Annotated in this window: 16 protein-coding genes; 13 read left to right on the plus strand and 3 right to left on the minus strand. The window is 24.7% G+C overall.

Annotated elements, in window-relative coordinates; translation table 4 throughout:
* Positions 1-11: 11 nt before the first annotated feature.
* The 3 genes from AAHM82_RS13775 to AAHM82_RS06410 all read right to left on the minus strand — a co-directional run bounded on the left by AAHM82_RS13775 (position 12) and on the right by AAHM82_RS06410 (position 4,147).
* Positions 12-404, minus strand: a complete 393-nt coding sequence (locus AAHM82_RS13775) for a transposase family protein (protein ID WP_342264845.1) — start codon at positions 402-404, stop codon at positions 12-14.
* On the minus strand, positions 401-841 hold the full coding sequence (locus tag AAHM82_RS13780) for a transposase family protein (RefSeq protein ID WP_342263396.1): 441 nt from the start codon (positions 839-841) through the stop codon (positions 401-403). The genes AAHM82_RS13775 and AAHM82_RS13780 overlap by 4 nt, the downstream gene beginning before the upstream one ends.
* A 276-nt stretch (positions 842-1,117) precedes the next feature.
* Positions 1,118-4,147 carry a DEAD/DEAH box helicase family protein gene (locus AAHM82_RS06410; protein WP_342263370.1) on the minus strand — a complete coding sequence of 1,010 codons (3,030 nt, stop codon included), beginning with the start codon at positions 4,145-4,147 and terminating at the stop codon, positions 1,118-1,120.
* A 149-nt stretch (positions 4,148-4,296) separates the two neighbouring features.
* Between AAHM82_RS06410 and AAHM82_RS06415 the strand changes: the two genes are divergently transcribed.
* From AAHM82_RS06415 to AAHM82_RS06475, 13 genes are all read left to right on the plus strand, one after another.
* Positions 4,297-4,569 (plus strand): IS1/IS1595 family N-terminal zinc-binding domain-containing protein, encoded by a 273-nt coding sequence (locus tag AAHM82_RS06415; RefSeq protein ID WP_342263371.1) that lies wholly within the window; start codon positions 4,297-4,299, stop codon positions 4,567-4,569.
* Positions 4,570-4,634: 65 nt separating this feature from the next.
* Complete coding sequence (locus AAHM82_RS06420) at positions 4,635-5,027, plus strand: transposase family protein (RefSeq protein WP_342263372.1); 393 nt, start codon at positions 4,635-4,637, stop codon at positions 5,025-5,027.
* A gap of 5 nt (positions 5,028-5,032) precedes the next feature.
* Positions 5,033-5,452 carry a transposase family protein gene (locus AAHM82_RS06425; RefSeq protein ID WP_342264846.1) on the plus strand — a complete coding sequence of 140 codons (420 nt, stop codon included), beginning with the start codon at positions 5,033-5,035 and terminating at the stop codon, positions 5,450-5,452.
* Between the two features lie 139 nt (positions 5,453-5,591).
* Positions 5,592-6,800 carry an IS256 family transposase gene (locus tag AAHM82_RS06430; protein WP_425289008.1) on the plus strand — a complete coding sequence of 403 codons (1,209 nt, stop codon included), beginning with the start codon at positions 5,592-5,594 and terminating at the stop codon, positions 6,798-6,800.
* A 42-nt stretch (positions 6,801-6,842) separates the two neighbouring features.
* Entirely contained in the window at positions 6,843-7,499 is a 657-nt protein-coding gene (locus tag AAHM82_RS06435) for a transposase (protein WP_342263374.1), read from the plus strand.
* Between the two features lie 209 nt (positions 7,500-7,708).
* Positions 7,709-8,820, plus strand: a protein-coding gene (locus tag AAHM82_RS06440; RefSeq protein ID WP_342263375.1) for an IS3 family transposase whose coding sequence is annotated in 2 segments (ribosomal slippage) — positions 7,709-7,952 and positions 7,952-8,820 — 1,113 coding nt in all. Because the reading frame shifts where the segments join, the coding sequence is not laid out codon by codon here.
* 516 nt (positions 8,821-9,336) lie between these two features.
* Positions 9,337-9,663, plus strand: coding sequence for a hypothetical protein (locus tag AAHM82_RS06445; RefSeq protein WP_342263376.1), 327 nt, complete (start codon positions 9,337-9,339; stop codon positions 9,661-9,663).
* 2 nt (positions 9,664-9,665) lie between these two features.
* On the plus strand, positions 9,666-9,887 hold the full coding sequence (locus tag AAHM82_RS06450; protein ID WP_342263377.1) for a hypothetical protein: 222 nt from the start codon (positions 9,666-9,668) through the stop codon (positions 9,885-9,887).
* 164 nt (positions 9,888-10,051) lie between these two features.
* Positions 10,052-10,282, plus strand: coding sequence for a hypothetical protein (locus tag AAHM82_RS06455; RefSeq protein WP_338967363.1), 231 nt, complete (start codon positions 10,052-10,054; stop codon positions 10,280-10,282).
* Between the two features lie 169 nt (positions 10,283-10,451).
* Positions 10,452-10,697, plus strand: a complete 246-nt coding sequence (locus AAHM82_RS06460) for a hypothetical protein (protein ID WP_338967504.1) — start codon at positions 10,452-10,454, stop codon at positions 10,695-10,697.
* Positions 10,698-10,721: 24 nt separating this feature from the next.
* Complete coding sequence (locus AAHM82_RS06465) at positions 10,722-11,702, plus strand: hypothetical protein (RefSeq protein WP_342263378.1); 981 nt, start codon at positions 10,722-10,724, stop codon at positions 11,700-11,702.
* Positions 11,703-12,188: 486 nt separating this feature from the next.
* A complete protein-coding gene (locus AAHM82_RS06470) occupies positions 12,189-12,437 on the plus strand; it encodes a hypothetical protein (protein WP_342263379.1) in 249 nt (82 codons plus the stop codon).
* Between the two features lie 22 nt (positions 12,438-12,459).
* Complete coding sequence (locus AAHM82_RS06475) at positions 12,460-12,852, plus strand: hypothetical protein (RefSeq protein WP_342263380.1); 393 nt, start codon at positions 12,460-12,462, stop codon at positions 12,850-12,852.
* Positions 12,853-12,869 lie beyond the last annotated feature (17 nt).

The following is a 12,869-nucleotide window of genomic DNA, read 5'->3' on the forward strand; positions in this document are numbered from 1 at the left end:
AAAAAATATATTTAAACTAATAGTTGTAAATTATAAATTGAAGCTATTAAATTAAATCTTAAAGCAAATCTTTTTCTACGATTTCGATATTTTTCACTAATAATTTTAAATTTTTTAAGTATAGCAAAAACATTTTCAATAACAATTCTCATTTTTGAAATTCGCTCATTATTTTGCTTTTCTTCTTTATTTAAAGGGTTTTTCTTTGATTTTCTTTTAGGAATTAAAACATTATGATTAATTTTTTGTATGCCTTGATAACCTAAATCCACTAAAACAGTTGTTTCTGGTAAAAATTTAATTTTTGAATCTTTTAAAATTTTAAAGTCATGGTTTTTACCATAAGAAAAATCAGAACTAATAATTTTTTTACTATCTTTTTCAATTATAACTTGTGTTTTTATTGTGTGTTTTTTCTTTTTTCCTGAGTAGTGCTGTTTTTGTCTTTTTTTGGGCGTTGGATTTGGCTTTCAGTTACATCAATTATAACAGTCTTATCTTTGAAATAATCTTTTAATAGTGATTTTTGACCAGTAAGTTGTTGAAAATTAGGGTGTTTTATTAAAGTGTCTTCAATTCATTTGATATTTCTATAACAACTACTTTCACTAATATCATAACTTTTTGCAATATGAAAATAAGTTCTATATTCTCTTCAATATTCTAAAGTCATTAAAATACGATTTTCTAATGATAATTTATTGGTTCTTCCGCGACGAAATCTCTTTTTTAATTCTTCTATTTTTAAAATTTCTAGCATTTTATTAAAAGTAGTATGTTTAATACCAGTTAATCTTAAAAAATTTTTATCACTTATTTGATTATTTTTTTTAAATTTCATTTAAATTCCACCTTTTTATTAAAAACAACAATTCAATTATATTTTAAATTAATTTTGCAAGAAGTCTACTTAATTTGAATATTGAAATAATTTATAGTAAATGATTATTTTTTCTTTTTTAAAAAATACCTAAGAAAACTAAACGCGCCCTTTTACATAAAAGCCTTTTAAAATTATCAAGTTGATGATTTTTTTTATTTTATCAAGAGTTTTCGACAAAATTAAAAAAATTTTTTAAATAAAATGCCTCCAATCAAAGTTATTATGTATATAGATTTATTCTATCAAAAACTTTACAGTAATGTAATCTTCTTGTACACAATCAATGTATTTTCCCAAACCAATAAAATTATAAAGTTTTAAATATAAATTTGGTAAATTGTGATTAATTTTATTATCTAAAAATAAAAACTTCGCAATTTTTAAATTTTGTAAATCATTCACTAATTTACTTTGCATTGTTTTATCCTCAGGAATTGACCACCAATATTCTTTAGTTGTAGCATCATATTTCGTTTTCTTACCATATTTACTACCAGCAACATCAGCAAAAATAACTGCTTTTGTTTGATCAAAAGTTAAATGTCCAGCTTGAAAAGCAATAATTCTTAATTCACCTAATTGTTTAATAAAATTTACACGACGAATTGCACATAAGGCTTGACGAACAGTAAATATTGATTCATAAGTCAACAATGGATACAACAAAAAATTATGTTCATTAACTAATAAGGTTTCATTTTCTAATTTATATTTTAATATCATTACTAGTTCATTAACAACTAATTTATTATGATTAATAAATTCTGCTACTAAATCATCAATTTCTAAATAATTAGGAAACACTTTTAAAAAGGCTTTCATACTAGTTACTTCATATAAAAGCGAACAAATTAATAAATTATCATATTCATAATTAATTGCTTCATTATTAATGTTTTTTAACAATCGCTGATAAAAATAATTTATTAAATGATACTCATTAAGAAATAAAAATTGCTTTAAAAGATTTTTATTACGATTAGAATCATTAATACCATTTGCATAAACTTTAATATCTTGACCAATTTTTAAATAAAAATCATTTAAAAAATTATAAAATTCCCATAAGGTTAATTCATAATCTTGTAAAACTTTAACTAAACCCTCAACACCATAAATCCGATAATAATGTTTAATAACTAAATGGATGCGTTTTTTATTTTCATATCATTTTTGTAAGTTTGCTAAAATAACTTTTTGACTGCGTTTCTCTAAAGTAATCGTACACCCATAGGGTAAACCACTATTACCACCTAAAAATGCTTTATTCCTTTCTAAATGAGAATTATAAAGATTTTTAATTCCCACAGTAATATCATATTTTTTATCAACATTAGCAATTAAATCATAAACTTCTAACTTATTTTTACTATCAGTTTTTCTTAAACCACGACCTAATTGTTGTAAATAAATAGTTTTTGAACTTGTTGGTCGTAACATTATAATTGTATCAATTTGCGGAACATCAATCCCTTCATTAAACATATTAACAACACACAAATAATTAATTTTACCCTTTTTAAAATTATTAATAATTGTTATTCGCTCTTGTTGTGATACTTCATTAGTTAAATAAGCAGCCTGTAACCCTTCCTTTTGAAGAAAATTAGCAACAATTTTAGCATGCGTTGTTGTGATACAAAATACTAAACAAAATGATTGAGCATAAATACCAATATAATTATTAATCACACTAAATAATAATTTATTACGTTCACTAGTATTCAATTTCTTAAACAATTCAACATCATTATTTAAATCAATCCCTTCAAGATTGCTACTAATATCATCAATACAATAATAGTCAAATGGCGATAATAAGCGTTGATTAATAGCATCTCATAACCGTAATTCATAAGCAAATTCATTATCAAAATACGGCGTAATTAACTTATTATCTTCCCTTTCGGGAGTTGCTGTTAAACCAATAACTTGTTTTGATTGAAAATAATTAAAAATTGTTGCAAATGATTTAGCAGCAATATGATGGGCTTCATCAAAAATAATAACATCAAACTGATCCGGTAAAAATTTTTTTAAATTACGATAAACGGATTGCACAGTAGCAAATAAATAATTAGTATTATCTAATGTTTGATTTTCATAAAAAACACGACCAAACTTATTATCTTGTAAAACATTACGAAAAGTTAATATTGCTTGATCAATAATTTCTCGTTGATGAGCTAAAAATAATAATCGGGGGCGAAAATTATTATTTTCTTTAATTTGATTTAAATAATCAAAAGCACTAATAATAGTTTTTCCCGTTCCCGTAGCCATAATAACCAAATGCTTAGTTTTATTAATCTTGCGACGATATTGTAAGCGATTAACAATTTTTTGCTGAAAATCATACATTGAATATTTTCTTGTTATCGTTCCATCATTTTGTGCTTTAATATGTAAACGATTATTATCAATTCTTGTTAGTAATATCTCACGCTCATCAGCATTATTAAAATTAACAAGATTATCATTTCAAATTTTTTCATATTCGCGAAAGAGATGATAATATAAATTAGGATTACTAAACTCACTAATTTTAATATTTCATTCTCTTCCACGCATCATTCCCTTATAAGTTAAATTAGAAGAACCAACAATTGCTGTTGAAAAACCTGATTTTCTTTTAAAAATTGCTGCTTTAATATGAATTCTTTCGCTACGCTTTTCAGTATTATCTTCTACCCTAATTAAAATATTATTATAACTATTAACTAAGTTTTTTAATTCATACAAATTAACAAATAAAGCAATATCATCAAAAGTTGTTGTAATAAAATTAATCTTAATATTATGTTGTTGAGCATATAAAAAAGAATTTCTAATTTTATTAATCATTCCCTTAGAAATAAAAGGATAAATAAAATAAACACTATCAGCAGTTTTAATTTCTTTATTAATTTCATTAATTAATTCTTGTTCATTTTCATTAGTAAATAAGTGATTATCACTTAATCGAATTTCTTGATGATAACTAACTTTTTCTTGCAAATCATTACCTATTTGTAATAAAACATTATTAGATAATTGTGATTGTTCACTATAATTAGCAATAATTTGATTTAAAAATTTTAACTTATCATTAACTGTTTTATGTTCTTGCAATTTAATACTTAAAATATTATTAAATTGCTTCAATAAATATTTATCAATGTCTTTAATGGCATTTTTTTCATCATTAAGATTTTTAACAATATAATCTTCATTAATTGTTTCATCTAATTTTAGTAATAAATCATAATAACCTTTTTCTTTCATTTATAAATCACTCTTTATTTCCTTGTTGTAATAAGATTATATACTGCCTTAATTAAAAATTTGTTTTAATTTTGTCGAAAACTCTTGATATTTATTGAATATACTTAATTTTAGGTATATTTTTAATATGATAGAGGTGGATAATAATTATGGAAAAAATAATTCAAGAACTAGTAAATACTTTAACAGATGATCAATTTTTAGAATTTTATGAAAAAGTCAAACAACAAGCAGAATTAATAAAAAAACAAAAACGTTTAAATGAAATTGATCAAAAATTTAGAGCGCAAGGTATTAAATGCCCTAAATGTGAATCTTACCATTGCGTTAAAAATGGACATAATTCAGAAGGAAAACAAAAATATTTATGTAAAAATTGCCGTGCAAGTTTTGACGCTTTTCGTAATCATTTTATTTATTAGACTTGGTACATAACCTTTAATTTTATCTACTATTTTGATAATATTATTTCCTAGGTGAAATACAAATGTTAGATAAATACAAAGACGAAAACGAATTTTATAGTTTAATAGGCATAAAATATAAAACTTTCATGAAAATGGTAGAAATTTTAAAAGAAGGTGAAGCTAAACAAAAACAAATTGGTGGTAGACCAAATAAATTATCAATAGAGCAAAGATTACTTATGACTTTAGAATACTGAAAAGAATATAGTACATATTGTATTATTGCAAAAAAATATAATATTAGTCATGTTAGTTGTATTCGTAATATCTTTTGAGTTGAAAATACTCTAATAAAAAATAGTCACTTTCATATACCTGGCAAAAAGATATTATTAGAAAATAAGGGTACTACTAATAATTTATTAGCAATTGATGCTACAGAAATTCCAATTGAAAGAATTAAAAAAAACTAAAATTATTATTTTCTGGTAAGAAAAGGCAACATTCATTAAAATCGCAAATAATTATTGATTTATTTAACAATAAAATTATTTCAGTAGATTTTTGTTATGGCAGTACTCATGATTATAAGTTATTTTTAAAATCAAATACACTTATAAATCCAAAATTAGAATTAATTGCCGATTCAGGATATCAAGGTTTGCAAAATGTTCATAAAAATACATTATTGCCAATTAAAAAGAGTAAAAATAATCCTTTAAATCCAGATAAAAAGGAATATAATAGCTTTTTAAGTAAAGTTAGAATTGTCATTGAACATGTTTTTGCTAGATTAAAAAGATTTAAAATACTAGTTTATCGTTATCGCAATAAGATTAGAAGATTTGGATTACGATTTAACTTAATTTCAGGAATATATAATTTTGAATTAAGCTAGTTATAGTTATGTACCAAGTCTATTGAAGTCATTTAAATTATGAACAATGAAATTTATGGGCCTGTCCAAAATTCTGTGTCTCGATAATTCATTCTGAATTATACTTAAACGAAGGAGAACAGAAAATGACAAAAAAAAAATAAAAAAAGAACCTGACGCAATTGATAAAGTTGTTGATTATTTTTTAGAAAATATTGATAATCCACAAGATTTATTTAAAGGCAATACTATTTTTCAGGAATTTACCAAAAAATTAACTGAACGAATGTTAAATACGGAAATTAAAGATTATCTTGAAACTGATGAGAATCATAATAAAAGAAATGGCAACACACAAAAAATCATTATTATTAAAAATGGTTCAATCGCAATTGATGTACCAAGAGATCGAAATAGTACTTTTGAACCAGTAATTATTCCGAAAAGACGAAGAAGATTTGATAACTTTGATCAAAAAGTAATTTCTTTATATGCAAGAGGAATGACAATTTCTGATATCAAAGCACAATTGCAAGAATTCTATCACGGAGCAGAAATTTCAGAAAGTTTAATTAGTCAAATAACTGATGATGTTATTGAAGAAGTTAAAATGTGACAAACTAAACCTTTAGAGAAGATTTATCCGATTGTTTATTTTGATTGTATTGTTGTTAAAGTAAAGCAAGATAAACGAATAATAAATAAAGCAGTTTATCTTGCCTTAGGAATTAATTTAGATGGTTTAAAAGATATTTTAGGAATGTGAATTAGTGAGAATGAGGGCGCCAAATTTTGACTTAATAATCTTACGGAAATGAAAAATCGTGGCTTACAAGATATTCTTGTTGCTTGTAGTGATAATTTAACTGGGATGTCTGATGCAATAGAAGCTGTTTTCCCAAAAACACAGCACCAATTATGCATTGTTCATCAAATTCGCAATAGTTTAAAATTTGTTCCTTACAAAGATCGCAAACTTGTAGCTAATGATTTAAAATCAATTTATACAGCAATTAATGAAGAAATAGCGTTAATTGCTTTAGATCATTTTTCTGAAAAATGAAATAAAAAGTATCCACCAATTACTAAATCATGAAAAAATAACTGAAATAATTTAATAATTTTTCTTGAATATCCTCAGGAATTTAGAAGAATTATTTACACAACTAATGCGATTGAATCTGTTAATAGTCAATTAAGAAAAGTCATTAAGAATAAAAAGATTTTTCCTAATGACGCATCAGTTTTTAAAATATTTTATTTAGCATTTCAAAATATGGTTAAGAAATGAACGATGCCAATTCAAAATTGGAGTAGTGCAATTTCACATTTAATGATAAAATTTGAAGACAGAGTGAATTTAAGTTAATTACTTAGAGACACAGTTAATTGTACAGTCCCAAATTTTTTATTGATTCAAATTTCATTGCTGGGGCAATCTAGTAAAACAATTTCTCGTTTTATTAAAACTACATTAAAAACTGCTTGATATAATCGTCAAAAATTAATGAAATCAAAACAATTAGAAAATACCCAATTAAAATTTAAAAAATTATCTGGTAAAATCCAAATCGATGAAACATTTATTAAAGAAATCCATAAAGGAAATTTCAAATATAAAACTGATCCACGAAGAATTCACCTTGACCCATTCGCAACTAATACTAAATGCTGTATTCAAATGGCAATTGATAATAATAACAATATTTATGTTAAATCCACAAACACCAAACGTTTACAAAAACAATGAGTTATTGAAAATATGAACAAAGAATTAATTAACGAAAATTCAATTATTACTTCTGATATGCAAAAATTATATTTTTTAGTAGCAAAACAAACAAATTCTACTTTATGTGTAACTAAAACAACAATTAATCCTGAAGCTAGTTATCGTAACTTAAATAAAATCAGTAAATTACAATCTAGTCTTAAAGAAGCCTTAATTCATTATCATGGTTTAGGTTTTACTAATATTCAAAATTATTTAAATCTCTGAAAATGAAAATACCAACATAAGGGTTTAACTCCAAACCAACAAACAGCGGTATTATATTTTAATGTATAAAAAAGTTAAAGTAAAAATAGTAATTTTACATAAAAGCCTTTTAAAATTATCAAGTTGATGATTTTTTTTTATTTTATCAAGAGTTTTCGACAAAATTAAAAAAAATTTGTTATTTTATTTATAAATAAAATAAATAACTGGATAGGCTACAATAAATTGGACCATAATTATATAGACTTCAAAATTATTAAGAAAGAAGGAATATAAAAATGGGAAATAAAACCTCATACTCTGAAGAATTTAAAAAACAAATTGTAATGCTATACAAAAATGGCAAAAGTGTTATTAATTTAGGGAAAGAATATAATTTACCAAAACCAACTATTTATAGTTGAGTTAAAAATTATAATAATTCTGGGTCATTTAAAGCAAAAGATAATCGCACTGTCGAAGAAAATGAATTAATTTACTTGCGAAAAGAAAACCAACAATTACGAATGGAAAATGACATTTTAAAGCAAGCAGCACTGATAATCGGCAAAAAATAACAATAATTAATAACAACAAAACTAAATATTCAGTGAGGAAAATATGTAAGATTTTAGGTTTACTAAAATCAACATATTATTATCAAACTAATAAATGCACTAAGTTTGATATTAATAATTATGAACAAGAAGTTATCAGTGCATTTAATAAAAGTCGTAAGATTTATGGTGCTCGTAAAATTAAAGCTGTTTTAATAAGAAAAAATATCATCTTATCACGACGAAAAATTCGATTCATTATGATCAAAAATAATTTGGTTTCTAAATACACCAAATTAAAATATCGTAATCATGAAAAAACAGTTAATAATGACCAAATTAATAATGTTTTAAATCGTCAATTTAATGACCAAAAACCCAATGAAGTTGTTGTTAGTGATTTAACATATGTTCAAGTTGGTACTAAATGACATTATATTTGTTTATTAATTGACTTGTTTAATCGCGAAGTAATTGGCTATAGTGCTGGACCAAATAAAACTGCTGAACTAGTTCAACAAGCTTTTCACAAGATAACACGACCATTAAATAAAATAACTTTATTTCATACTGATCGTGGTAATGAATTCAAAAATAAAATCATTGATGAAATTTTAATAACCTTTAAAATTCAAAGATCATTAAGTACCAAAGGATGCCCGTATGATAATGCTGTTGCTGAAACAACTTACAAAACCTTTAAAACTGAATTTATTAACGGTAAAAAATTTGCAAACTTAACACAATTAAAATGCGAACTATTTGATTTTGTTAATTGATATAACAATATTCGAATTCATGGCAGTTTAAATTATTTAACTCCCGTTGAATTTAGAAAATACCAGTCTACATAAAAAGTGAGACGCATAAAGTTTTGTTAGGTGGGAAAATATTTGAATAAGTATTAAGACAGTCAGCAATGATTGTCTTTTTATTTTATAAGGTGTTAAAAGTTTGTTCTTTGAAAATTAAATACAAGTGAATTAATAATGTTGGTATGTATTAAGGCACGATAAATTGTGGGTGGTCGCCATAACCAAAAGAAGTTTACCAGTTAATAGATAACATCCTATTAACTATAGCAATTTGTTTCGTTTTGCAATAAAAAAAATGAATGGGTGGATTTCCTAAAAATATACACGCTATTAAATTAGTTCCAAGGGTAGGGATGCGGATGTTAAAGTGTAGAAATTTCTATATAGGGGTATGCTAAGTTTAAAATTATTTAAATCTTTATCTAATTAAAAAACAAAATTTAATAACAAAGCTTGTTAAACACTTAAATCTGCGATATATAAGTGTTTAAAAAACTAAGTTAACCAAAACTTAGTTAATATAACTTAGTTTATCTATAAGAAAGGTAATTTATTATGAAAAACATTGAAAACATTTTCTTAAATACTAAAAAATATCTTTTAAAAGAAACACAAAACGCAATGTTTATTAAAGCACCAAAAATACCGTGATTTAATGAACAAATCGGTATTTGGTTTTCAAAACGATTTGTTTATAAGGGAAAATATGAAAATTCTATTTGTATTGGAATAATTAAAGATAGTAAATATCAAGTAATCTCAATTAATCAAAAAGAAAAAGAAACCAAATTAATTAAGGAACAAGAATTATTAGGCTTCTTCATTGCCGAAAAAGAAAAAAACAAAAAAGATATAAATTATAACTATTTTAAAGGAGTTTAAAAATGAATATTGCGATTGGAATAATATTTATTATCATTTGCATAATGCTATTGGCGTATTTTGCTTATAAAATTTATGCCAAAATAAAAATTAGAATTAAATATAAAAATGCCATTAAAAATAATACTGGTAATTTTACAAAAGACGAAAAAGTGTTTATTGCTCGCTTTGAAGAATGAGTTAAAACCCCTAATTCAAAAGAAAATAATGAGAATAAAAAATAATGTTTTGAGAAATTATTATGGAATTCTTAAAACTATTTATTCCGATAGAAAAAATGCCTGTACAAGTTGCGTTTATTGCCGGATTAATTATTATCATTACTTTTCTTTTCGCATTAATTTCAATTATATATTTACCAATAAAAATGATTTTTGGGAGATAAAAAATGACAATAAACTTAAAAGAATTTGATTGAGAACAAATTAAACAAACTTTCTGAGATTTATTTATTCAAATTACAACTATTCCGGCTCATATTAGTGGTGGTAAAGAAATTGATTTAACTCAAGAAACACTTTGACTTTTAATAGCAAACATTGCTTTTTGATTCTTAACAGCGATTATGGTGTGATTTATTCTAATGCTACTTTGAAAAACCATATCAGTATTTAGATAGATAGGGAAAAAATTAATGTCAAGAAGTTACATTGTGATGCATTCCCAAAAAAATTCAAAATTAATTAGGAAAAAATATAATCGCGTTAAGGTTAATCGTGGTTTTAACAAATTTAAGAAAAACTTTGAATATAAATGATGAATGTTTTAAAAAGAAAGGGGGTGATTATATGATTGGAACTTTCTTGGCCGATGCACCAGCAACAGTAGAAAAAATAACAGCTAGTGACGCGATGACTAAATTATGAAATGCAATTATAACGGCATTTACTAAAATGTGAGAAATTATTGCTGTTAATATGCCACAAGTCGGTAACTTCTTTGCTGACTACTGAATATTCATTTTTCCATTTATTTTGGCAATATTCTTTATTTGCTTTAAAATGTTTGAAAAATTACTTGGAGCGGTACGCTAACAAAAAAATAAAGTGAGGTGCAAGATGAAATTTTGCAAATGAATAATAGAAAAAAATAACCATTTTATTGAATTGAATCGCACCTCATTTTTAATTTTATGACATTGCGGAGCAATTTGATATATTTACAACGGTTATTTTAAAAACATTGTAAGCTATTTATTTTTAGCAGGTTGTATTTTAATTTTTCTTTTTAAAATCGGTAATTTAACACAAATTAACAAAGTTATTAATTTCTTAAAAAATTCACCATTAAATATTGTGATTGGTTCATTGGGAACTGGAAAAACTGCTTTTCTAGTATACGCATCAAAATTACTAAAAAAGAAGAAATATCACATTGCATCAACCTTTCCATTACTAGAAACCCAAAAATTAAGTTTAGGTCATATGGGATTATTAGATTTTGATTATCCGGTATTGCCAGACAAAACCTTACTTTTGTGAGATGAAACCAATTTATTTTTAGAAGGAACTGACTGAGAAAAAAATAATACCAAAAACGAAGAAACCGGTATCCAAGAATATTTCGCTCTGGCACGGCATTTTGGTCATATTGTGCTTGCTAGCGGTCAAAGAGATAAACATATTTGAGTTAAAGTTCGTGATATTGCCAATAATGTGATTGTGGGAATTCGTAAAAACCCCGTTAATATTTTTCGCCCCTACTTAAAAGTCATCTATGGCACCTTTACTAGCATTGAAGAATATGAACGCTGAAGAAACACCTTAATTGATGCTAAAAATAGTAAAAAAGGGCGTCGCATTAAATACCGTGATATTCCTGAACTTGATATTTATTTTTTTAAACTAAAAATTCCTCTACCAATACTTAACACTTATAATTCTTTTTACCTAGCGTTTTTAAGAGATTACTTAAATTCAAAAGTAAATCCTGACTATGAAGACAAATACTATACTGACACAGCAATTGATTTAGAAGACTTGGAATACTTAAAAATGGATAAATTTAGCAAATTTTTAAGAAAAATGAAAGAAAAATAACGGTTAATTCTGTTTTTAGTAGCGACAGTTATTTAGTAGACATTAATTAAATTAAGTTAAGCTTTATTTAATATTTTTGTTTCATTATCAGCGCAATTCTAATAACAATCGTAATTCAGAAAAAATTGCCATTCCATTTTTTACATATTGTCGCTACTAAAAACACAATCAACCACAACATTATTTTACTCTATGAAAGGAACAATAAAAAATGGAAAATCTTGCAAAAATGACCGACTTTCTTGCCCAAATGCTTTATAAAGTTTTTGATTTAATTTGAAGTTTTTAGAAGTACCGGGAACGAAAATTCAATTAATATTTCCTTTATTCTTAACGCTTGCTGTAGAATTTCTTATGGCAATTATTCTTGGATTTGGTAGTGTAGTCAACAAGTTAATTTAGAAAGACAACGCCAATACGCCGTTAAAAATAAAGGTCGTTTAAGTGCGTGAGGAAAAGTTAAAAAACAAAACAAGGTAACTAAAAATGTTTAAACTAATTATTATTTTTATCTTAATAACTGTTCTTGGATTATTGGCTGGTAGTCATTTTGAAACTTTAACGAATTATATTAGCGAAGGCCTTGCGAATTTCCAAAAGTTTATTACTAGCAATTTAACAATTTTAAAACTATTTAAACCAATGGCCCGGACATTTTCTCAACATCCAATCTTTACCATTCTTGGTGTCACTTGTGTACTTATTGCTTTATTTATTGTGATTAAAGGGCGATAAAAAATATGAAAGGAGAGTTAAAATGAAAAAACTTTTAGCAAAATTATTTAAAAAAGATAATTCAAAAGAAAAAATGCCATTAAAATTAAGAATTAAAAATTCTTTTAAAAAGCAGTGATTAAAAATAGTATTAAGTATCATTTTCATCTTTATAAGCTTATTAATTTGTGCATTAACAGTAAGTGATACTAAATGAATAACTGGAACAAGTAAAGAATTTAATGATTTTATGAATCAAGAGATGGTTAATTTCTTTGGCAAGTTCAATAGTGGTATTATGCTGGTAGGAATATTTGTTTTTTGATGAGGTGGAGCAATATATTTTGCAATTAAATTTGAAAAATTAATCCGCTTTATTATTCAAAAAATTAAAGTAAAAAGAGCCTTGAAAAATGAAATCAAACAAACTAATTAATTCTTTAAAAAAATATT

Origin of the sequence: Spiroplasma endosymbiont of Clivina fossor (assembly GCF_964031115.1) — a bacterium.
GTDB lineage: Bacteria > Bacillota_I > Bacilli_A > Mycoplasmatales > Nriv7 > Nriv7.